The sequence below is a fragment of the Rubrivivax rivuli genome (assembly GCF_004016505.1).
GTDB lineage: Bacteria > Pseudomonadota > Gammaproteobacteria > Burkholderiales > Burkholderiaceae_C > Rubrivivax > Rubrivivax rivuli.
Window position 1 is genome coordinate 98161 of sequence record NZ_SACR01000004.1, and the last position, 20508, is coordinate 118668.

At 70.1% G+C, this 20508-nt stretch carries 22 protein-coding genes; 14 read left to right on the top strand and 8 right to left on the bottom strand.

All coding sequences use genetic code 11. The features are described from left to right. The first annotated feature begins 28 nt into the window (after positions 1-28). The 14 genes from EOE66_RS12820 to EOE66_RS12885 all read left to right on the top strand — a co-directional run bounded on the left by EOE66_RS12820 (position 29) and on the right by EOE66_RS12885 (position 11500). Entirely contained in the window at positions 29-1312 is a 1284-nt protein-coding gene (locus tag EOE66_RS12820) for a beta-ketoacyl-[acyl-carrier-protein] synthase family protein (RefSeq protein WP_128229104.1), read from the top strand. Further along, on the top strand, positions 1309-2139 hold the full coding sequence (locus EOE66_RS12825; protein WP_164885092.1) for an SDR family NAD(P)-dependent oxidoreductase: 831 nt from the start codon (positions 1309-1311) through the stop codon (positions 2137-2139). Before EOE66_RS12820 ends, EOE66_RS12825 begins: the two co-directional genes overlap by 4 nt. Beyond that, complete coding sequence (locus EOE66_RS12830; RefSeq protein WP_128229106.1) at positions 2136-2657, top strand: hypothetical protein; 522 nt, start codon at positions 2136-2138, stop codon at positions 2655-2657. Before EOE66_RS12825 ends, EOE66_RS12830 begins: the two co-directional genes overlap by 4 nt. Further along, the gene (locus tag EOE66_RS12835) at positions 2654-3994 is read left to right on the top strand and encodes an aminotransferase class I/II-fold pyridoxal phosphate-dependent enzyme (protein WP_128229107.1); all 1341 of its coding nucleotides are present in this window, start codon (positions 2654-2656) and stop codon (positions 3992-3994) included. The genes EOE66_RS12830 and EOE66_RS12835 overlap by 4 nt, the downstream gene beginning before the upstream one ends. Next, a complete protein-coding gene (locus EOE66_RS12840) occupies positions 3991-4989 on the top strand; it encodes an ACP S-malonyltransferase (RefSeq protein WP_128229108.1) in 999 nt (332 codons plus the stop codon). The genes EOE66_RS12835 and EOE66_RS12840 overlap by 4 nt, the downstream gene beginning before the upstream one ends. Next, complete coding sequence (locus EOE66_RS12845) at positions 4973-5524, top strand: 3-hydroxyacyl-ACP dehydratase FabZ family protein (RefSeq protein ID WP_164885093.1); 552 nt, start codon at positions 4973-4975, stop codon at positions 5522-5524. Before EOE66_RS12840 ends, EOE66_RS12845 begins: the two co-directional genes overlap by 17 nt. Further along, the gene (locus EOE66_RS12850; RefSeq protein WP_128229110.1) at positions 5521-6297 is read left to right on the top strand and encodes an SDR family NAD(P)-dependent oxidoreductase; all 777 of its coding nucleotides are present in this window, start codon (positions 5521-5523) and stop codon (positions 6295-6297) included. Before EOE66_RS12845 ends, EOE66_RS12850 begins: the two co-directional genes overlap by 4 nt. Next, positions 6294-7556: a hydroxymethylglutaryl-CoA synthase family protein gene (locus EOE66_RS12855; RefSeq protein ID WP_128229111.1), complete on the top strand. Its 1263-nt coding sequence runs from the start codon at positions 6294-6296 to the stop codon at positions 7554-7556. The genes EOE66_RS12850 and EOE66_RS12855 overlap by 4 nt, the downstream gene beginning before the upstream one ends. A gap of 4 nt (positions 7557-7560) precedes the next feature. Then, complete coding sequence (locus tag EOE66_RS12860) at positions 7561-8262, top strand: enoyl-CoA hydratase/isomerase family protein (RefSeq protein WP_164885094.1); 702 nt, start codon at positions 7561-7563, stop codon at positions 8260-8262. Beyond that, on the top strand, positions 8259-9062 hold the full coding sequence (locus EOE66_RS12865) for a polyketide synthase (RefSeq protein WP_128229113.1): 804 nt from the start codon (positions 8259-8261) through the stop codon (positions 9060-9062). The genes EOE66_RS12860 and EOE66_RS12865 overlap by 4 nt, the downstream gene beginning before the upstream one ends. Further along, the gene (locus EOE66_RS12870; RefSeq protein WP_128229114.1) at positions 9059-9907 is read left to right on the top strand and encodes an SDR family NAD(P)-dependent oxidoreductase; all 849 of its coding nucleotides are present in this window, start codon (positions 9059-9061) and stop codon (positions 9905-9907) included. Before EOE66_RS12865 ends, EOE66_RS12870 begins: the two co-directional genes overlap by 4 nt. Continuing rightward, entirely contained in the window at positions 9904-10164 is a 261-nt protein-coding gene (locus EOE66_RS12875) for an acyl carrier protein (RefSeq protein ID WP_128229115.1), read from the top strand. Before EOE66_RS12870 ends, EOE66_RS12875 begins: the two co-directional genes overlap by 4 nt. Before the next feature lie 572 nt (positions 10165-10736). Beyond that, positions 10737-11135, top strand: coding sequence for a hypothetical protein (locus tag EOE66_RS12880; RefSeq protein ID WP_128229116.1), 399 nt, complete (start codon positions 10737-10739; stop codon positions 11133-11135). A gap of 11 nt (positions 11136-11146) precedes the next feature. Then, a complete protein-coding gene (locus EOE66_RS12885; protein ID WP_164885095.1) occupies positions 11147-11500 on the top strand; it encodes a hypothetical protein in 354 nt (117 codons plus the stop codon). A 264-nt stretch (positions 11501-11764) separates the two neighbouring features. Here the strand turns inward: EOE66_RS12885 and EOE66_RS12890 are convergent, their stop codons facing one another. From EOE66_RS12890 to EOE66_RS12925, 8 genes are all read right to left on the bottom strand, one after another. After that, complete coding sequence (locus EOE66_RS12890; RefSeq protein WP_128229118.1) at positions 11765-13375, bottom strand: winged helix-turn-helix domain-containing tetratricopeptide repeat protein; 1611 nt, start codon at positions 13373-13375, stop codon at positions 11765-11767. 934 nt (positions 13376-14309) lie between these two features. Further along, positions 14310-15263, bottom strand: a complete 954-nt coding sequence (locus EOE66_RS12895) for a PEP-CTERM sorting domain-containing protein (RefSeq protein WP_128229119.1) — start codon at positions 15261-15263, stop codon at positions 14310-14312. A gap of 497 nt (positions 15264-15760) precedes the next feature. Continuing rightward, positions 15761-16228: a PaaI family thioesterase gene (locus tag EOE66_RS12900; protein WP_128229120.1), complete on the bottom strand. Its 468-nt coding sequence runs from the start codon at positions 16226-16228 to the stop codon at positions 15761-15763. Beyond that, positions 16225-17076 (bottom strand): RNA polymerase sigma factor, encoded by an 852-nt coding sequence (locus EOE66_RS12905; RefSeq protein WP_128229121.1) that lies wholly within the window; start codon positions 17074-17076, stop codon positions 16225-16227. The genes EOE66_RS12900 and EOE66_RS12905 overlap by 4 nt, the downstream gene beginning before the upstream one ends. Beyond that, a complete protein-coding gene (locus tag EOE66_RS12910) occupies positions 17073-17384 on the bottom strand; it encodes a hypothetical protein (RefSeq protein WP_128229122.1) in 312 nt (103 codons plus the stop codon). Before EOE66_RS12910 ends, EOE66_RS12905 begins: the two co-directional genes overlap by 4 nt. 478 nt (positions 17385-17862) lie before the next feature. After that, the gene (locus tag EOE66_RS12915; protein WP_128229123.1) at positions 17863-19098 is read right to left on the bottom strand and encodes an RNA polymerase sigma factor; all 1236 of its coding nucleotides are present in this window, start codon (positions 19096-19098) and stop codon (positions 17863-17865) included. After that, on the bottom strand, positions 19095-19463 hold the full coding sequence (locus tag EOE66_RS12920) for a YciI family protein (protein WP_128229124.1): 369 nt from the start codon (positions 19461-19463) through the stop codon (positions 19095-19097). Before EOE66_RS12920 ends, EOE66_RS12915 begins: the two co-directional genes overlap by 4 nt. A gap of 48 nt (positions 19464-19511) precedes the next feature. Then, positions 19512-19961: a hypothetical protein gene (locus EOE66_RS12925; RefSeq protein ID WP_128229125.1), complete on the bottom strand. Its 450-nt coding sequence runs from the start codon at positions 19959-19961 to the stop codon at positions 19512-19514. Between the last annotated feature and the right edge of the window lie 547 nt (positions 19962-20508).

The following is a 20508-nucleotide window of genomic DNA, read 5'->3' on the forward strand; positions in this document are numbered from 1 at the left end:
CCCTTTGAGCAACTCTGAAGGTCTGCTCATGCGTCGCGTGGTGGTAACCGGTATGAGCGTGATCACGCCGCTGGGCGACACGCTGGATGGCCTGTACGGCAATCTCATGGCTGGTCGTTCAGGCATCGGCCGCTGGACCTTCTTCGACGACGAGCGTGTCTACGCCAAGGTGGGTGGCGACCTGTCAGGCTATGACTGGAAGGCACGCCTGGAGTCGCTGCGCCCCCGCCTGCCCGAAGCCAACTACCTGCGCGCCCGCAAGCTGATGCGCGGTGCGCCGTTCTCGACGCGGCTGTCCGTGCTGGCCAGCGTCGACGCCTGGCTCGACGCCGGCCTGGGCTTCGACATCGACTTCACGCGTGCCGCCACCCTGCTGGCAGGGCACAACCTGAACGAACACTACCTGCTGCGCAACCACCAGGTGTTCATGGAAAGCGAGCCCGACTGGATCGATGCCAACGCGGCGCTGCTCGACCTGGACACCGACCACGCGTCGTCGGTGAGCGAAGTGCTGGGCTGCCGCGGTGCCAGCTACACGATGGGTGGCGCCTGCGCCAGTGCCAACATCGCGTTGCGCGCGGCCGTCGACGAGGTGCGTCACCACGGCCACAACGTCGCGGTGATGACCGGTGCCGCGCTCGAGTTCTCGCCGATGGGCCTGCACGCGATGGCGCTGCTGGGCGCCATCACCACACGCAGCTTCAACGACGAACCCACGCGCGCCAGCCGGCCCTACGACCGGCGGCGTGAAGGCTTCGTGCCGTCGCACGGCACCGGCACACTCATCCTGGAAGCGTACGAACATGCCCGCGCCCGCGGCGCCCGCATCCACGGCGAGGTGCTGGGCTGCGTGGCCATGTCCGACGGCAACCATCTGCCCAACCCCTCGCCCGAGGGCCAGGCCGCCACCATCCGGCGGCTGCTCGAAGACACCGGCACCGCGCCGGAACAGATCGACTTCGTCAGCGCACACGCCACGTCCACGCCGCTGGGCGACCTGTCCGAGCTGCGCGCGCTGCGCAGCGTGTTCGGCAAGCACGCCCACAAGCTGAAGATCAACGCGCCGAAGTCGATGCTCGGCCACACCTGCTGGTCGGCGCCGGTCGTCGAAACCATCGCCGGGCTGCTGCAGATGAAGCACGGGCAGTTGCACCCGTCGATCAACGTCGACGAACTCGACCCCGAAGTCGACCTCGACATCTGCGCCAACCAGCCGGTGGCGCACCGCAGCGAACTGATGCTGAAGAACTCCTTCGGCTTTGGCGGCATCAACTGCTGCGCGCTGTGGCGGCACCCGGCGAGCGTGGCGTGAGCGCCGTTCACAGCTTCGCCGGCCAGGTGGCGCTGGTCACGGGCGGCACACGCGGCCTGGGCCGCGCGGTGGGCATCGCGCTGGCGCGTGCTGGGGCCCACGTGGTGCTGACCCACCGCTGGGGCAGCGTGGACGAGGCAGAGCTGGCCGCCGCCTTCCAGCAGGCCGGCGCAGCGCCCCCCGAGGTGCTGGAGGCCGACGCCGGCAGCGACGCCGACACCACCGAGCTGGCACGCACACTCGCTGCCCGCCACGGGCAGGTGCACATCTTCGTGGCCAACGCCTGCGTGGCCGCGCGAGGTCGCGGCCTCGAAGGCATGCGGCAGCGCGACCTGGCCAACAGCCTGCAGACCAGCAGCTGGCCGCTGCAGGCCACGCTGGATGCGCTGGAACAGGCCTGCGGGCGGCTGCCTCGCGTGGCGGTGGCCATGTCCTCCGACGGCCCCGACCACTACTACCCCGGCTACGACTACGTGGCCGCCTCGAAGGCCGCGCTCGAATCGCTGGTGCGCAGCCTGGCACCGCGCACGGCCGCGTCGGGCGGGCGCATCTTCGGGCTGCGCACGCGGCAAGTGGGCACCCAGGGCCTGGCCGACATGTTCGGCCCGGCAACGAGCGCCCTGCTGACGCAGCGCCTGGGGCACTTCGGCGTCGACGCCGCGCACATCGGCCAGGCGGTCGCGATGCTGGCCACCGGGCTGCTGGACGGCCTGCACGGCCAGACGATCACCATCGACAAGGGCGTGGGCTTCGTCGACAACCTCATCGCGGTGATGCCCCTGCTGCAGCCGGCCGGGGCTGCGCCCGGCCCCGGGGTTGCCGCGTGAGCCTGCGCCTCGAACCCGGCCCGGCGCTGGTGCTGGGGGGCACCGAGCCCTTGCAAGCAGCCTTGCGCAGCCGCCTGCCGAGCCTGACCGTTCACGCCCGGCCTGCCGGCAGCGCGGGACTGGCCGCGCTGCTGGCCGATGCCGCTGCAGGCCGAAGCAACGTGGTCCTGGCACTCTTCAGTGCGCCGCCGGCGTCGGCCGGCGCCGCCTCGGCCGAAGCCGGCCTGCTGCCCGAGTTGCTGAAAGCCTGGCGCACGGCCGCCGGCGGCCTGCCGCGCCGCGTGGTGCTGCTGGTGCCGGCCTCGGCGCACCCCTGGCAGGAAGCCGGCGTGGCCGTGGCCTCGACCCTGCTGCGCTACCTGACGGCCGAACTGATGCTGCAGCCCTTCAGCTGCAACCTGGTGCGCCATGGCGCCGATGCCGCAGGCCTGGCCCGCGCGGCCGACACGACGCTGGCCCTGCTCAGTGGCCACCTCGACGACCTGCGCGGCCAGGAACTGGCCCTCACCGCCCCATGACCACCGCACCCCACCCCGGCAGCACCATGCTCGACGCCAGCGCCGAGGCCGCCGCGGCCTTGTCGCTGGCCGACTTCCACCTGGGCCACGACACCGACCCGCTGGCGGCCGCCCCCGGCTTCACGCAGTGGCGACGCATGGCCCCGGCTTACCACGCCCTCGTCGAACGCCGCCTGGCCGCCGGCGTCGGCCCGCACACGGCGCTGCAGCTCGGCGGCCAGGCGCGGCCGATGCTGAACATCGCGTCGCTCGACTACCTGGGCCTGGCCGCCCACCCGGCCGTCATCGAGGCGCAGCAGGCGGCGCTGTCGCGCTGGGGCAATGGCTCGGCCGGCGTGCCGCTGATGTCGGGCATGACGGCGCTGCACGAGGAACTGCAGGACGAGCTGCGCCTGCTCACCGGCCGCAGCGGCAGCATGCTTTTCACCAGCGGCTTCGCGGCGGCCATCGGACTGTGCGTGGCGCTTCTGCACCGGGGCGACGTGGCCGTGCTCGACGAGAAGGCCCACATGTCCTGGATGGACGGCGTGCGGCTGTCGGGCGCGCGCCTGGCCACCTTCAGCCACAACGACCCCCAGGCGCTGGACGCGGTGCTTCAGCGCACCACGGGCAGCCGGCGTGCGGTGATCGTCGACGCGCTGTACTCGATGGACGGTGACTTCGCGCCGCTGCCGGAACTGCTGGCCGTGTGCCAGCGCCATGGCGTGGGCCTCATCGTCGACGAAGCGCACTCGGTGTTTGCCGACGGCCCCGGCGGCGGCGGCACCACCGCCCGCCTGGGCCAGCAGCAGGGCGTGCGTGTCTTCATGGGCACCTTCTCCAAGGCGCTGTCGATGGTGGGCGGTTTCCTGGCCGCCGACGCCGAACTGATCGACTACATGCGCTACTTCAGCCACCCCTACGTCTTCTCGGGCGCGATGCCGCCGGCCACGGTCGCCGGCATCACGGCGGCGCTTCGCGTGGTGCGCGCCGAACCGCAGCGCCAGCAACGCCTGGTGGACAACGCCGACTACCTGCGAATGCAGCTGCAGGCACTGGGGCTGGACACCGGCCTCAGCCAGAGCTGGATCGTGCCGGTGATCTTCGGCCGCCGGCGCGACCTGCTTTTCGAGGCCACGCGCCTGTTGATGCAGCGCGGGGTCTATGCCGCGCCCGTCGACTTTCCCGCCGTGCCCGAAGACCGTGTGCGCCTGCGCGTGGCCGTCAGCGCGGCACACACGCGGGCCGACCTGGACGAAGCGCTGCACCACTTCGCCGAGGTGGTGGTACCGCCGCTGCGCGAGGCTGGCCTGCTGCGGCCGCCCGCGGGCGAGGCCGTGCCCGGGGCCGGGGCGTGAGCCGTCCGCTGGTGTTCGTCTTCCCGGGGCAGAGCTCGCGCGATGCGGGACTGTTCCGGCGCCTCGATGCCCTCTCGCCCGGAGCCGGCACGCAGGCCCAGGCACGGGCCGAGGCCGCGATGGGCCGGGCCTGCTCGGCCAGCTTCGATCACAACCTCGACATCCAGTGCTGCGTGCTGGCGGCCAGCCTGGCCTGGCTGCGGCTGGCCGAAGCGGCGGGGCTGCGCGCCCAGGCCTCGGCCGGCCTGTCGCTGGGCGAGTACGCGCACCTGGTGCACATCGGCGCGCTCGACGAAGCCGCCGCGATGGCCCTGGTGGCGGCGCGCGGCCGCTGCTACGACGCCGGGCCGTCCGGCGCGATGGCCGCGCTGTTCCCGATGGCGGCGCCCGAAGCCCAGGCGCTGTGCGAACGCGTGTGCCTGGCGCAAGGCGACCCGCAGGCCGTGGCGGTGTCCAACTTCAACAGCCCGCAGCAGGTGGTGGTGGCCGGCACGCAGGCCGCGGTCGACGCCGTGCTGGAAGGGGCCGATGCCGAACACGGCGTGCTCGGGCACGTGATCGAAAGGCGCATTCCCATGCACGTGGTGCGCTTCGAGCCGGTGGCACAGGCGCTGCAGCCGGCGCTGCGGGCCGCGCCCTGGCAGGCACCGAGGCTCGACTACTGGCCCAACGTCGACGGCTGCGCGATGAACGACGTGACGCCGGCCCGCCTGCAGCAATCACTGGCCCGGCATGTGCACCAGCCGGTGCGATGGCAACAGACCATCGACGCGATGCGGCAGCGCTGGCCGGATGCGGTGTTCGTCGAAGTGGGGCCGCTGCAGGTGCTGTCGCGGCTGATGGCCAGGCGCTGGTTGCCGGCCGGGACGGTGTTCGCGCTGGACACCTTCGAAATGGCCGATGCGCCCGGCGAATCCGGGACGTCCGCTTCACCCGCTGCCACCGCCGCCTGGGGCCGGCGCGTGCAGGAGATCCACGATGCGCTGGCCCGCTGACAGCCCGCCCACCGAAGACGAACTGCGCCGGGCGCGCCGCCGGCCCTTGTTCGACGAACAGGCGCTGCCGCTTCGAACGTCACTGGGTCGGGCCGATATCGAGGGCCTGCTGCCCCACCGCGGCGCCTTCCTGCTGGCCGGCCACATCCATGCGCTGGACCTGGCCGGTCGGCTGGCCGGCACGCAGGCGCTGCGCGCCGATGACCCGGTCTTTGCCGACCACTTTCCGGGCCAGCCGGTCTACCCCGGCGTGCTGCTGGTCGAGATGGCCGGGCAGTTCGCGCTGTGCCTGGCCGCGCTGCAGGCGCTGGGCAGCGCCCGGGTGCCCGCCGGCACGCGGCCGCAGCCGGTGCGGCTGGTGCGCATCCACGACACCCGCTTCGTCGCCCCCGCGCTGCCCGGCGACCAGCTCACCGTGCTGGCGCAGACCGTGGACACCGGCGGCTACACCTTCATGGCGCTGGCCCAGGTGCTGCGCGGGCCTGCCGTGCTGTGCCTGACCCTGTTCGAAGCGATGGTCGGAGAGCCGCCATGAACGAAGCCTCCGTGCCCCAGACCGTGCCCCGCCCCGTGCTGTTCGTCACGGGGGGCTCGCGTGGCATCGGCCGTGCGCTGGTGCTGGCCGCCGCCCAAGCCGGCTGGGACGTGGGCTTCACCTACGTGAGCCAGGCGCAGGCCGCCGAGGACGTGCTGCAGCAGGCGGCCCAGCAGGCGCCACAGGCGCGCGTGAAGGCGTGGCAGCTGGATGTTTGCGACCCGGCGGCCGTCGACCGCGTGGCCGACGAAGTGCTGGCGCATTTCGATGGCGTGAACGCCGTGGTGCCCAACGCCGGGGTCAGCGTCAATGGGCTGGCCTACAGCCTGTCGGACAGCGACTGGCGGCGCGTCATCGACACCAACCTCAGCGGCCCGTTCTACGTCTGCCGCGCCTTCCTGCCCGAGCTGGTGTCGCGCCGCAAGGGCCGCATCCTCCTGGTCAGTTCCATCATCGCCGACGGCGCCAGCGGCCAGGCCGCCTATGCCGCCAGCAAAGCCGGCCTGCTGGGCCTGGCCCGTTCGCTGGCCAAGGAATACGGGCCCAAGGGCATCACCACCAATGTGGTGGCGCCGGCCTACTTCGAGACCGACATGACGCGCGACACCATGTCGGCAGGCCTGGTCGACTACGCCAACCGCTTCTGCCCGCTGCGCCGCCTGGGCGAACTGGACGAACTGGCCGCGACCATGCTGTTCCTGCTGTCCGACGCGGCGGGCTACATCAACGGCGAGACCGTGCGCGTCAGCGGCGGGCTGGACTGGGCGCCATGACGGACCACGGCCCCATCGGCATCGACCGCATCGGCATCGACCCCGGCACCCTGTCGCTGGACATGGCCGCCTTGGTGGCTGCACGCGGCGGCGACGTGGGCACCGTGTGTGGCGACATGATGATCGACCAGCGCTCGCTGCTGCCGCCCTGGGAAGACCCGGTGACGCTGGCCGTGAACGCGGCCGAGCCCGTGCTCGCCGGTGAAGACCGCGGCGCGGTGAAGCTGCTGCTGGTGGCTTCGGAGAGCGCGCCCGACCAGGAGAAGGCGCTGTCCACCTGGGTTCAGCGCCACCTGGGGCTGGCCGACGATTGCCGCAACCTGGAAGTGAAGCACGCGTGTTACGGGGGCACCGGTGCGTTGCACCTCGCGCTGGCCTGGCTGGCCGCCGAAGCCCAGCCCGGCGAGAAGGCGCTGGTGGTCTGCACCGACCAGAGCCGGGCCCACTTCGGGCAGCCCTACGAGTTCGTGATGGGCGCTGGCGCAGCGGCGCTGCTGCTGTCGCACGAGCCGCGCTTCCTCGCCATCGACCGCGGCCTTTCGGGGCTGTACACGCACGAGGTGTCGGACCTGATCCGCCCGACCTCGCGCGTGGAAGCCGGTCACAGCGAGACCAGCCTGCTGTCGTACATGGACGCCGTCGACACGGCCTTCGAACGATATGCCGTCAAGCTGCAGGCCCGGCGAGGCGTCGGCCTCGGCAGCCTGGCCGCGCTGCAGCAGTGGCTGCCCTTCCAGATCTACCACGCGCCCTTTGGCGGCATCACGCGGCGCGCGCACCGCGCGGTGCTGCGCTCTGTGCCGGGCTGGCAGGCCGGGGCGCTGGCGGCCGACTATGCCGATCGTGTCGAGCCTTCGCTGGTGTTCAACCGGCGCATGGGCGGCACCTACGCAGCCAGCGTCTTCATCTCGCTGGCCGGGCTGGCCTGGCAAGCCGGTGACAGCGTGAACGGCCGCCGGGTGGGCATCTACAGCTATGGCTCGGGTTCGACGGGCGAGTTCTACAGCGGCGTTTTCGGCCCGCAGGCCGCCAGCATCGCCCAGCAGGCGCAGGTGCGCGAGCGGCTGGACGCGCGCCTGGCCGCCAGCGTGGCCGAGTACGAAGAAGCCGAGACCCGGCGCAGCGCGCAGATCGACGAAGGCGACTTCGACGTCGCCACCTCGGGGCTGCGCGGCCTGTGGCACAGCCACTACGCCGGCCGGGGGCGGCTGGTGTTCGAAGGTGCACGCGGCCACGTGCGCCGATATGGCCGGAGCTGACGGGGTGACGGCCACCTTTCACGTCATCGCCGTGCCCCAGCGCCTGGATGCAGCCGCCGTGCAGGCCCTGCGCGCACATTTGCTCACCGCACCGCCGGACCGGGTGCTGGTGCTGCAAGGTGCCGAGCCCTCGACCTTCTGCCTGGGCATGGACCTGGCCGGTGCGCTGCACCTGCCGGCGGCAGCGCTGCACACCGGCCTGCGCGCTTACGCCGACCTGCTGCTGGCCTTGCGCACGGCGCCCACCCCCACGCTGGCCGTGGTGGATGCCCCGGCCATCGGTGGCGGCCTGGGCCTGGCGGCCGCCTGCGACACCGTCGTCGCCGGGCCTGGGGCGCGCTTCGGCCTGCCCGAGTGCCTGTACGGCTTCCACCCGGCCATCGTGATGGCCGTGCTGGACGAACGCGTGCCCGCACAGCGCGCCCGCGCTCTGGCGCTGGGCTGCGAGAGCGTCGACGGCGCCGCGGCGTTGGCGCTGGGCCTGGCCGACTTCTGCGCTCCGGCAGCTTCGCTTGACGCCGTGGTGCGCCGCCAGGTACACCGCCTGGGCCGTGCGCTGGCACCTGCCGTGGCGGCGCTGAAGCGCCACGGCCCCCACCTGCAGCGCCTGCAGCAGTCGCTGGACGCAGGCGTTGCCGCCACCGCGCAGGCGCTGGCGCGCGAAGACGTGCGGCAGGCCTTCATGAACCAAGGGGCCTGGCCATGACCACCTGGTGGAACAGCGCCGAACCCGGGCCCGACAGCAGCAATGCCGGCGGCACCGGCGGACATGCGACCCTCCCCGTGCAGCAGCGTGCGCTGGACGAGGGCGTGGTCGAACTGGCCATGGTCGATGAAGCCGGACAGAACGGCATGTCGCCCGCTTGGGTGGCGGCCTTCGTGCGGGCGCTGGACCACCTGGCCGGCGATGTGCAGTGCAAGGTGGTGCTGCTGAGCGGGCTGCCCGAGGCCTTCTGCACCGGCGCCACGCGCGACGCGCTGGCCGACCTGGCCGCCGGGCGCCTGGCCCCCACCGAACTGCTGCTCGGCCGCCGACTGATGGGCCTGCCGATGCCGGTGGTGGCCGCGGCCGAAGGCCATGCCATTGGCGGCGGGCTGGCGTTGCTGATGTCGGCCGACCTCACCGTGCTGGCCGAAGACAGCCGCTACGGCGCCAACTTCATGTCTTTGGGCATCACGCCGGGCATGGGCACCACGGCGCTGCTGTCGGCCGCGCTGGGGCCTGCGCTGGCGCACGAGATGCTCTACACCGGCGACCTGCTGCGCGGCCGCGTGTTGCGCGGCCACCCGGGCTTCAACGCGGTGCTGCCGCGCGCCGAGGTGCGGCCCCGTGCGCTGGCGCTGGCCCGCGCGCTGGCCGAGAAGCCCCGCGACAACCTGCTGCGCCTGAAGCGGGTGCTGACGCTGCCACGACGCCGCGCCTTCGAAGAGGCATCGACCCTGGAGACCCTGATGCATGAACTGAGCCTGCGCGAGCTGAAGCTCGACGCCTGGGGCACACCGTGAACGCCGGCACGAACCCCATCGACCAGCGCGGCCGCGTCGTGTTGGTCACCGGCGGCACCATGGGCATCGGGCTGGCATGCGCACTGGCCTTCGGCCGGCAGGGCGCCCACACCGTGCTGACCTACCGATGGGGCACCGCCGACCAGGACGAGGTGCGCGCCCAGTTCGCCGCCGCCGGTGCCCCTGAGCCGCTGATCGTGGAAGCCGACGTGAGCCAGGAGGACGACACCACGCGCCTGCTGGAAGCCATCGCGCAGCGGCACCCGGGTGTCGACGTGCTCATCTCCAACGTGGCCTTCGCGCTGAAGACCACCGGCTTCGAGGCCTGGAGCCAGCGCGCCCTGCACCGCAGCATCGACTACTCGGCCTGGCCGCTGGCCAGCTACACGCGTGCGCTGCACCAGCGGTTCGGGCGCTACCCGAAACACGTGCTGGGGCTGTCGAGCGACGGGCCCGACGGCTTCTTCATGAACTACGACTTCGTCGCTGCCAGCAAGGCAGTGCTCGAGACCTTCTGCCGCTACCTGAACTTCCGGCTGTTCGACCACGGCGTGCGCGTGAACGTGGTGCGTTCACGCCTGGTGCGCACGGCGAGCTTCGATGCCACTTTCGGCGAGGAATTCCATGCCTTTCTGGAAGCCTTGGGCGGCTTCGAGGACTGCTACACCACGCCGGAGGAGATCGCCAACGTGGTGCTGATGCTGGCCAGCGGCCTGTGCGACGCGGTGGGCGGCCAGGTGATCATGGTCGACCGCGGATTCGAGTTTTTCGACAACCTGATGGGCATTGCCGAGCGCGCCCGCGCCAAGGGCAAGCTGGTCTGGAAACCTGGAGAGCCTTCATGAGCAAGAGCAACGACGACGTCTTCGCGGTGGTGAAGAAGCACCTCACCGAGATCTGCCCCGACATCGCGCCCGAACAAGTGACACGCGGTGTCTCGATGAAGGCCCTGGGCGCCAGCAGCCTGGACATGGTGGAGGTGGTGTCGTGCAGCATGCGCGAGCTGGCCGTTCGCATTTCGCGCCAGGAACTGTCCGACCTGAAGGACATCGGCGGCCTGGTCGACCTGCTGCACGAGGCCGTGGTGAAGAAGGCCGGCTGAACACACCCGCGATGCGGGAGGCCACCGTCGCCGACCTGGGAGACCTGGCCGCGCCGCTGGACGAGGCGTTCCGCGACGATCCGGTGTGTCTTTGGGCGCTGGGCAGACCCGCCGCCGTGACAGCCCTGTTCGAGGCCCTGCCGCGCCACGTCTGCCCGGGGCAGCGGTGCTGCGTGGGGGTGCCAGGAGAGCAGCAACCCGGCCCATGAGCCGCTCTACCGGCGCCGGATGCACCGCCCATCACGACCGTGTGGAGAGAGTGGCATACCGCGCTGGCCGCAAAGCCGACCCGGGGCTGATCTCAACTCTCGCCAAGGAGCACCTGCGAGCGACAGGCATCAGGCGAGGCCTCTCAAGCCCTGGGTGGCTCGGCGCGCACAAGTGCGGACCTTGACATCGGGTTTTAGATCTCTTTAGGACGCGCCGGGTCGCGGTGGGGAGCATGGCTGCTTCGACGTTCAAGCGCCCGCTGCGGGCGCTGCCACCCGAGGACCGCGACCATGACCTGCCTGCGCCTGCCCCTGTTCACCCACGTCGTTGCACTTTGTGCGTGTCTGACCGCTTGTGACGCCATGGCGGCCCCCGCCACGGCGCGCGAGAGGCCGATCAACATCGTCACGCCGCTGATGGCCGACGACGGCAGCGCCTACCCCGGCGCGCAGCGAGAGCCTGCTGCGGAGGCCGCAGCGGGGGGAACGGCGCCCGGATGGGCCACGCAGGCGCAGCGCGATCAGCTGCTGCATCTCCACCCGAGCCGCGTGGTGCAACTGCGAGCGATCGCTGGCGACATGACCCCGCAGCAGATGCCAGCAGCCGATGCCTGGGTGTTCGTGGATGGGCAGGGCGAAGACGCTGTCCGCCTGGCCCGCCGCCTCGCCGGTGCAGGCATCGAACGGGTGTGGGTGGTGTTGCCCGAGCGCGTGGCTGCCCCGGCGCAGACCGCGCAAGGTGCCCGCAGCAGCCGGCCGTGAGCGCGCGCCCGATGGACCTGCCGCCGCCAGCCGCCGGCATCGACGCAACGCAGCCCGCTTCCGCAAAGCGCGATCGCATGCCGTGGCGCACCCACTACCTGACCGGGCTGACCTGGGCCTTCACCCTGTTGAACTCGGCCCGCGTGTTGTCGTACCTGCCCACGCTGTGGGCCCTGATCCACAGCGGCGACTCCAGCCAGCACTCGCTGTGGACCTGGGGCATGTGGGTTGGTGCCAACGTGACGATGGCCGCCTGGTTGTACGAGCAGCAGGGCCAGCGCTGGAACCGTGCCGTCGCCGTCAACCTCGTCAACGCCTCGATGTGCGCGTCGGTCTTCGTGGTCATCGCTTCGCTGCGGATGTGAGTGGCACGGCGCATGAACGTTCTCGACACGCAGTTGCTGGGCTGGCAGCGGCGCTGACCTTGGCACCTTCATCGGCCGCGACCTGCTGCGGCTGCGGCTGCGTCTGCTGGCTCTGGCGGCCAACATGTCCTTCATCGCCTGCGGCCTGGGCGGTGGCCTGTGGCCCGTGGCCACATTGCACCTGCTGCCGAGCTGCGGCGGGGAGCCCGCGTGTCGTCTTCGAACGGCCTCACGCCCGATGCGCCAACGCGCGCCCAGGCTTCGCTAGCGCAGCCCTTCGACAGCGGAAGGGTCCTCCAGTCCGGCGGCGATGCGAAGGAAGAGCTTCTGCCGCTGCCGGTCGCGCTCGAGCCTGTAGACGGAATGGCCGTTCGTGCGCGCGTCGATGTAGCTGGGCGAGATGGCGCGCGCTGCTTGCCAGGCCAACTTCGCCTTGTCGATGTCGCCAGCGCCGACGCCGTTCATGGCCATGAACATCAGGGTGTTGGCCGACTTCGGCCGCTTGGCCAGGGCCTGCGCAGCACAGCGCAGGCCGTCGCCGTAGCTGCCGGCCAGGAAGTGCGCCAGTGACAGGTGTGACAGAACACCCGCATCGCCGGGGCAAACGCGCAAGGCCTGCGTCAGATGGCCGATGCCCTCAGCGGGCCGCCCGGCCACCGCCTCGGTCAGCCCGCGCACGCGCAGGACACCGCCGTCGTTGGGATTGAGCCGCGTCGCGATCTCCAGGTCATGCAGCGCCTCGTCGTAGGGGATCGACCGGCCGTCGTCGCGAGGGTCGTGCTGCAGCACCAGCGCCCTCTGGGTATAGCCCGCGCTGTCGGTCTCGTCGGCCTCGATGGCCAGCCGGGTCCAGTGCATGCTGGTCTCCCAGGCCTCGACCAGGTTCGGCGCGCTCTTGAAGAACAAGCGCTGCCAATGGGCCTGGCCCACGGTCAGCAAGGCGAGGCTGCACTTCGGGTCGATCGCCAGTGCCTGCATGGCCTGGTCGATCGCGTCGGGCAGCAACGCAGCGTCCGCTGCCACGTAAGCACGGCTCACTATGGCCCAGGCTTGCAGGGCCAGCTGGTAGGCGCCGAGGCTGGCCGGCCGGCGCCGGCTGGCGCCCTGAAGTTCAGTGCGGCTGACGTGGGGCACCACGGCGATGACGATGCTGCGCGTGAGCTCCTCCTGCACGGCGAAGATGTCCTCCAGCACCCGGTCGTACTGGTCCGACCAGATGTGCCTGCGCGTGTGGGCGTCGATCAGTTGCGCCGTCACCCGCACCCTCTGCCCTTCACGCTGCACGCTGCCGTCCACGATGTAGCGCACACCCAGCTGCGCGGCGACGGTGTCGATGCCGATGGTCCGGTCGGCGTAGGCCGCAGAACTGCCGTGCGCGATCACCACCAAGGCGCGGAAGCGGGACAGCCCGGTGACGATGTCCTGCGTGACACCATCGGCGAAGTAGCGGTGCTCGCGGTCGACAGACAGGTTGGCGAAGGGCAGCACGGCGATGGCCGGCCTTTCGGGCTGCGGTGGCGCGGTGGTCTCATCGGCCGCGCGTGGTGCCTGGACTGCGGGTACACGCGCCGCACCCTCTTCGAGCAGTGGCCTGGCGAAGCGATAGCCCCTGCCCGGCACTGTCGAGAGCACCCGCGGGCCCAGAAGCTTGCGCAAGGCAGAGACCTGGACTGCGATGTTGGCCTCTTCGACCACGGCGTCCGGCCAGACCGCGTCCATCAGCTCTTCCTTGCCGACGACACGGTCGGCGCGTTCGATCAGGGTGACGAGCAGATCGAAGGCGCGCGCACCCAGGGGCGCGGGCTGGCCGCGGACCGTGATTCGCCGCTCGCGGCAGAACACTTCAACATCGTCGAAGCGGTAGGTCGACTGCATCGCTGGAAGAGGATTGGGCAGCGGTCTCCGTTCACGACAACAACGGCATGCATCAGCCCGGTTCGGGAGGACTCACATCCATCGCCGGGCCAGGCCGGCCGGAACCAGGCCATGCTGCGTTCCTGCAGGCGACCGGAAGTCTAACGACCCCTCGACCGGATTCGATAGATCCGAGACGGGTCCGGAGACCGAGGCTGGGCCCGCCCAGAAAGCCCAGAAAGCCCAGAATGCCGGGAAGTGCCGTGAGATGGGCTTGCCAGCTCATGCGCCGGCCTCGCGATGGGGTCTCAGCCAACGCTGCGGCAGCATCTGCAGCCTATGGCGCAGGATCGACCCTGACCCACTGCTCGCAGGCCAACCCCTGGTTGGCTGGTTCCGCGCTGCCGGCGGTGTCAGCGTGGTCGGGTGAGATGCCACGAAGCTGTCGTGCACCCATGACGGTTCGTGGCCCACCGCTGTAGGCCACGAGCGGCAGCTTCGCAGATGCGGATCGAGAAGGATCTGGGTCGGTCGTCGGGCAGCCTCGGAGCGCGTCGATGGGCTGATGCGGGTCGTCCACTGCCGACCGCGGATGTCGGCTTTCCTGTGGCCAGACCGGGGGGCAACTTTCCGGCGGTGAGCTCGCGCGGGCAATCGGCGCTTGCCGACCCAGCAGCCACTGGCGCTGTCTTCAGCCCGTCGCCCCGAATCAGTCGGTCGCTTGTCACCAAGCTCGCGGCAGCGGCCCCGCAGGTGAGGGCGCAGTTCTCCTGTGCAGGCCTGTGCTGCGCGCTGACCCCACCCCCAACCGCGACAGTTCAAGTGTCCCGGCACCTCCGGCCGCTGACGTCGGCTGCGTCCGAGTGCCTGCGGGACCGACGGCAGGGGTCTGGCGGCAACGGACGACCCGCAGCATGCGCCGAGCCAGAACGACCTTCGGCACCGCCATCGAAGCTCAACTGTCTTGCGCCCCCTCGCGCGGGCGAATGGCCTTGCATCGCCACGCCAGCAGGCACAGGCCGGCCAGCAGAAGAAGGCTGACCGAGGGCTCGGGCACCACCGCGATGCCGCCCTGCAGGGGCAGGCCCAGGTCGCTCATGACGGCCAGGTCCAGGGCCGAGATGCCGTAGCGCGTGCCGCGGTAGAACACGAGGCCGTTCATCAGGTCGGGTACCAGGTCTGCCCCGCTGCCCGGCAACCAGTTGCCGAAGTGAGCGTAGTTCCCCAGCGTCAGTGGCACCGGCGCGCCGTAGGTGGTCACGGCTGCGGCGCCGATGAAGAAGAGCGAGGCAGCACCGGCACCAGGCGCGCTGCTGACCAGCGCGTCGAAGCTGGACGCATAACCCCCGGGCAGCATGCCGCTCAAGCCGTCGCGCCAGCCATTGAAGCCAAAGGCATGGCCGAACTCGTGAAGCAGCACCGAGTAGGCATCGGTGCGGTCGCTCGGCACCTCCGCACTGCGCGTCAGCGGGTCAGGGTCGAACCACAGTTCGTTCTGCAGGTAGCCCGTGCTGCCCAGCATGAACTCGATGTCGGGCGCGGCGCCGTTGGGGTCCACGCCGGTGCGGACCTCGTACGCCGCGCCCTCGGCGTACAGGCTCAAGCCGCCGTTGTCGGTGCCTACCAGGGCCGATGTGAAGCTGCGTCCGGTGGAGGTGGCGATGGGTGCGAAGCCGATGCTGACGCTCAAAGTGAGCGTTGACGAGGGCGTGAGAAAGCGCGCCAGCCAGTCCGCCCCGGCTGCAGTGGCCACGCGTTCCAGGTCAGCGTAGTAGGGCGCATGGGTGCCTGAAGGGTCGCTGAAGGTGATGGCGACGCGCGCGTCGGCCCAGGCGGCGGGTGTGGCGCCGGCCAGCGCGCAGCACAGCACTGCGCGGGCGTTGGCAAGGCGGGGGCGGGGGCAGGGCATCGGGCTTCCTTCACGCGGCGCCGGCGGGTGCTCGGCAAAAGCCATGCTGCTGCGGTCCGCGATCGCGGTCTGTGCGCCCACCCACCGTCGCCTGCCGAAAGCGGGGCCGGTGGCGGTCGGCGCGGCGGTGCTATCGACCCAACGCGCTTGGGCCGCCTTCAGAGACCGTCACGCACGCGGCGGGGGCCGAGTCTGGAGCGCCCTGGGCAGGCCATCGGGCGCTTGACAGTCCCATGTGCTGTGATGCCTTCAAGACCGTGTGTGCGTCAGCAGGTTTCACAGCGTTCGGCGACATCGCCTCTGACTGACCTGATGACCGACAGCCACGAAGGCACGCCACGGGCCGGAATCAGTCGTTGCGGGCTGTGAACGACAGCGGTCGCTCGCGACCGGCCAAGAACTGGCATCTGTGCAGCGGGGCTCGACAGCCTTGCCGCTTTTTGCGTGAACGGGCCGGCGGCATCGCTGGTTCGGTGCAGCTTGCCAAGCTGCTTCATCTAGCGCGGTGACAGCGTAGCCACCGCAATCGCCAAAGGCATCGCCTCGGCATCCTGGCTGTCCATGAGCTGCGCTTGAACGAAGCAGACCTGTTTCGCCGACTTGCTGACTTGAGCGCGGAACTCCAGCCCGGGGCTCACACGTGCAAGGCGGAGAAACTGCACACTCAAGGTCAAGGTCACGACGACATCGACATCGAACTGCGCCTGGGCGGCGAGGACACAGACCGCATCGAAGCCAGCGGCAACCACGCCGCCATTGAGGGCTGCAATGCCGCCGCCGCCCAGGACCCCGGCGTCCACCGCCCGGAACCGGACGACCGCATCTTCATCGCCATCGAAGCTGCCATGCAACCCGAACCAGGTGATCTCGCGGCGGCGGTTGAAGTCCTGCAGACGTGCGCAGAGACGCTCTGGCGGCAGCCGAAACGGCACCATCCTGAGGTGAGGCGAAGCGGTGCGGCTCATTGGCGCAACACCCCACTGTGTTCGACGACGAGCCGGATGCCCTGGAGCATGGCTTGCGGGGCTGCGTAGGCCGGTGCACCGCGCATCACGGCAGCCGCATCGCCCATCGCGACCAGTTCGCGCAAACCCTGCTCGGCATCTTCAAGCTCTGCGCTGCTCACCTCAAGGCCAGGTGGCATCTGCCCGCGCGACTGTGCCAACCGCTTGGCAGGCACTTGCCTGGCGCAGCGACATGGCGCGCCATCGGTGACAAGCCCGCAGCGCTGCGACATGAAGCCATGCACCGCGCTGCGGGCACGCGCCAGGCGCTGCCTGTGTGCGGCGGGCGTGATGCCCTGCACTGCGGCCGCTTCAGGCGATTCCAGCCCGAAGATCACGTCCAGCACATAGGCCAGGCGCTGGGGCCGGTCCAGGCACATCAGCATCGCCTGCGTGCATGCCAAGGCCGTGCGCCGGGCGTCCAGATGGTCCTCGGGCGAGGCTGCTACGCCACGATCACCTTGAAGCAGCTTCTCGGCATAAGCCGAGCCGGCGTCGAGCCGCTCGGCCAGTGTCTCGAACGACACCTCGGCCTGTCGCGGACTGCGCGTCACCAGGTTCAGCAAGTGGTGGCTGGCCACACTCCAGGCCCAGGTGCCGAATGCGGCATCACCACGCCAACTGCCAAGGTGGGTCGTGATCTTCAGCAGGATCTCCTGGGTGGCGTCCTGTGCGTCCTCTCGCCGGCCCAGCATGCGCACGGCCAGGTTGTAGAGCGGGCCCTGCACCGCGCGCAACAGCGCCTCCAGCGCCACCAGTTCGCCCCCACGCGCCCGGTCGACCAGGCCGGGTTCGACGGCGATCTTCATCGCGGGCGCGGCAGGTGAATGAATTCGACACCGGTGTCCATGTTCGCTTTCCGGTAGACGGCTTCGCTGAGCTCGATGATGACCCAGCGCGAGGTCCCCTCGGGGCCATGGACCTCGATCTGGGTCTGTTGCGGGTTGATGAAGCGCCAGCTGCCGCTCACGACCTGCCCGTTGTTCAGCGTACGCGTGCCGGTGCCGTCGGCGTTGTACTTGACGAAGGCCACGGGCGACGTCGCCGTGACATCACGACCGTTGGCCAGGATCTTGACGTCGAAGGGCTGGCGGGTGATGAGCGTGGACTTGTCCATGGCGGTTCCTTGGGCGTGGGCCGGTATGAGGTTGACTGCAATGAGTGCGCCGAAAAGAAGGCGCCAGCTTCGCGACATGTGATGACTCCTGTGCGGGCGGTTGGGGGGCACAGTTGCTTAGACACGGGCGACAGCGCCTGTGTGACAAGACCCCGCCAGCGTGGGTTGACCTTCGTCACGCACCGGGCTCACGGGCTGACATTCACACCCGGCGGCTGGATGCATTTCGCGATCAACCGACCGCTTGAAGGCGGCGATGTGACGGTGGGCTCTGCCTGTTCTGGGCCACCACCGACGGCTGTGGACGTCGGCTTGCCGGTGGCCCAAGCGGGAGCTCAGCCTTCTGGCGTTGAGATCGAGCGGCCGCATGGCGCAAGCCGCCCGAGCCGCGACGTCGCTGCAGGCGACCCGACGGCAGCAAACCCGGCACTGCCAGGTCGAGTCAGCCCCAACTGCAAACCGTTGGCGGTGGCTCTCATCAACGCTGCTTGTCGACCTGAGACACGTGGCTCGAGAAGGTCCTCAGATAGGCTCGCACGGCGGGATCCTCGGTCAAGCCGATGGCACGTTCGAGCGATTGCAGCGCCGATCCGCGATGACCCGCGGCGGTCTCCGCATGAGCCAAGGTGACCCAGTAGGGCTGGTAGCCCGTGACGTCAGCTGGCGACAGGCGCGAGAGCACCGCCAGCGCATGTGCCGGGTCTCCAGCCTCCACCATGGCCGCCGCCTGTGCCACGAGCACGCCGACCGAGGGGCTGTGGCGAGCCAGCAGGCCATACAAGGTCGTCAGCGCCTCATGGTTCGTCCGGCCGGTGATGGGGCGCTGGGCATGCACCGACTGGATCGCCGCTTCACACTGGTAGCGGCCGAAGATGCCGCGCTGCGCGGCGGCGATCAGAAGCCCCTCGGCCTCGACGATCAGGTCGCGCCGCCACAGGCGCACGTCCTGGCGGTCCAAGGGCACGAAACTGCCGTCGGCCGCCCGACGTGCGGGTCGGCGCGCCTCGCAGTGCAGCATCAGCGCCAGCAGACCCCGCGGCTCGGGCTCGTCCGGCAACAACGCGACGATCAAGCGGCCCAGGAACAGCGCCTCGTCGACCAGATCGTGCTGCCCGGTGTCGGCGCCGGGCACGGCATCCCAACTCGTGCCGTAGGCGGCATAGACGGCGGCGAGCACGTCTTCAAGGCGTTCGGGCATGTCTTCGGCTGAGGGCAGCTCGAAGCGCAGCGCGGCATCGCGGATCTTCGCCTTGGCCCGCACCAGCCGCTGCCCCATCGTGGCAGGCGCAACAAGGAAGGCTGCGCCGATCTGTGCCGCGTTCAGGCCGAGCACGGTCTGCAGCATCAGCGGTGTGCGCACGGCGGCATCGATGGCCGGGTGGGCGCACACGAACAACAGCTTCAGACGGTCATCCGGGACAGACAGGGCCTCGGGGGCTGTCTCGTCCTGCAGCAGTGCCAGGTCCGCCGCCGATGCGTCGACCACACCTTGGTGCCTTCGCGCGTTGTGCAGGCTGTTGCGCGCCGCTGTCAGCAGCCAGGCCTGCGGGTTGGCCGGCACGCCGTCGACGGGCCAGGTGCGCAGTGCCGCGACGAAAGCCTCGGACAGCGCGTCCTCGGAGGCGGCGATGTCACGCGACCGGGCCACCAGCAGTGCCAGCAGCCGGCCGTAGGCATCGCGTGCCGCCAGCTCGGCGGCGTGGACGGCGCTCACGCGCCCGGAGGGGCCATCGGGGGCAGCACCGGCCGCACCTCGACCGAAGCGCAGGCCGCCGAGGGCGCCCGTGCGGCCCACTCCAGTGCCGCGTCGAGATCGGGCACGTCGATCACGAAGTAGCCGCCCAGCTGCTCCTTGGTATCGGCGAAGGGTCCGTCCTGCACGATGCGTTTGCCGTCGCGGATGCGCACCGTCGTGGCGGTGTTCGGCCCTTGCAACCCGTCGCCCTTGACGATGACGCCGGCCTGGGCCATGGCACCGATGAAGGCGTTCCAGCCGCCCCAGTAGCTCTCGGCCTGCTGCGGGTCGTTGCGCTTGGCAAACTCGCTCTCGGGTTCGTTCAGAAGCAGCATGTATTGCATGGTCGTGTTCCTCGGAATGGATAAAGCGTAGCGGATCGAGTGGGATCTTCAGCGCAGCAGGGCGCGCGAGCGGGCCGCCCAGGCGGTCACGGGCAGGGCCACGGCCACGAGCACGACGAAGGCAAGAATCGCCAGCTGGCCTGGCATGGCATCAAAGACGCCGAAGTACACGTCGCCGGCAAAGAGCGCGATGTAGCCCGCCAGCGAAACAGCGAAGATCGGCAAGGCGGCAGCGCGCCGCGCGGCCAGAACCAGCGAGCCCAAGAGCCCGCCGAAGACGCCGATGGCGAAGACGGCCGTCATCCAGGCCGGCAGCGAGAAATAGATCTGCGCCTGCGCCGCCGTCATGCCGGCTGCCATCGCTGAGCGCCCCGCCGGCGTGAGGGTGCCGATGAACTGGTAGAGGCCGTAAAGGTTCCACAGCACGCCGAAGCCCGCCATGGCCCAGAACCAGGTGGGGGCGCGGCTGCCACGCGCGTCCAGTGTCAATGCTGTCATGTCTTGCTCCTTGGTTGAGACAGCGAAGGGGCACCGGCATGGTTCCTCTGCTTGCTGCTCATGGGGATGACACGGAAGGAACGCTGATTTCGACAACGGCGGCAAGTTTTCTTGCATCGCCTGGTTCGGCGCGGCGTGTGTGACATGGGTCCCAAGGGGATCTGCGGCAGCTGATCCACGGCGGCGGGGGATCGCCGGACCTGTGTACCCCGGCGACCCCTGGAGGGATCCGTCATGAACCTGTCGGTGACAGGCGGCCGCTTTTGGCATGTCGAGCCCGCCACGGGCCGCTGTGGGGATGCACAGGGTGCCCCGGCCTGGTTGAGCCGTCGGGCAGTGTCAACCGACATCCAGAACTGACCTCCTGGGGGTCAGCTTTTCATGTCGCCTGACAGGCAGTTCCAGGGCTGGCGATCCCGCTGCTCGGGGTCAACGACTGCCCGCCGAAACGCAGCCGGTGAGCAACGGCAACCGGTCTTGAGCGGCCACGAATCCCCTCTGCGCCAGGGCAGTTTCATCGCTCGAAAGGTGTGCCCGCCAAGGCGCC

Excerpts from the sequence above, each read along its gene's own strand:
- EOE66_RS12820 (WP_128229104.1), top strand. The coding sequence starts at position 29 with ATGCGTCGCGTGGTGGTAACCGGTATGAGCGTGATCACGCCGCTGGGC.
- EOE66_RS12835 (WP_128229107.1), top strand. The coding sequence starts at position 2,654 with ATGACCACCGCACCCCACCCCGGCAGCACCATGCTCGACGCCAGCGCC.
- EOE66_RS12845 (WP_164885093.1), top strand. The coding sequence starts at position 4,973 with ATGCGCTGGCCCGCTGACAGCCCGCCCACCGAAGACGAACTGCGCCGG.
- EOE66_RS12850 (WP_128229110.1), top strand. The coding sequence starts at position 5,521 with ATGAACGAAGCCTCCGTGCCCCAGACCGTGCCCCGCCCCGTGCTGTTC.
- EOE66_RS12855 (WP_128229111.1), top strand. The coding sequence starts at position 6,294 with ATGACGGACCACGGCCCCATCGGCATCGACCGCATCGGCATCGACCCC.
- EOE66_RS12865 (WP_128229113.1), top strand. The coding sequence starts at position 8,259 with ATGACCACCTGGTGGAACAGCGCCGAACCCGGGCCCGACAGCAGCAAT.
- EOE66_RS12875 (WP_128229115.1), top strand. The coding sequence starts at position 9,904 with ATGAGCAAGAGCAACGACGACGTCTTCGCGGTGGTGAAGAAGCACCTC.
- EOE66_RS12880 (WP_128229116.1), top strand. The coding sequence starts at position 10,737 with ATGGCGGCCCCCGCCACGGCGCGCGAGAGGCCGATCAACATCGTCACG.
- EOE66_RS12885 (WP_164885095.1), top strand. The coding sequence starts at position 11,147 with ATGGACCTGCCGCCGCCAGCCGCCGGCATCGACGCAACGCAGCCCGCT.
- EOE66_RS12890 (WP_128229118.1), bottom strand. The coding sequence starts at position 13,375 with ATGCAGTCGACCTACCGCTTCGACGATGTTGAAGTGTTCTGCCGCGAG.
- EOE66_RS12895 (WP_128229119.1), bottom strand. The coding sequence starts at position 15,263 with ATGCCCTGCCCCCGCCCCCGCCTTGCCAACGCCCGCGCAGTGCTGTGC.
- EOE66_RS12900 (WP_128229120.1), bottom strand. The coding sequence starts at position 16,228 with ATGAGCCGCACCGCTTCGCCTCACCTCAGGATGGTGCCGTTTCGGCTG.
- EOE66_RS12905 (WP_128229121.1), bottom strand. The coding sequence starts at position 17,076 with ATGAAGATCGCCGTCGAACCCGGCCTGGTCGACCGGGCGCGTGGGGGC.
- EOE66_RS12910 (WP_128229122.1), bottom strand. The coding sequence starts at position 17,384 with ATGGACAAGTCCACGCTCATCACCCGCCAGCCCTTCGACGTCAAGATC.
- EOE66_RS12920 (WP_128229124.1), bottom strand. The coding sequence starts at position 19,463 with ATGCAATACATGCTGCTTCTGAACGAACCCGAGAGCGAGTTTGCCAAG.
- EOE66_RS12925 (WP_128229125.1), bottom strand. The coding sequence starts at position 19,961 with ATGACAGCATTGACACTGGACGCGCGTGGCAGCCGCGCCCCCACCTGG.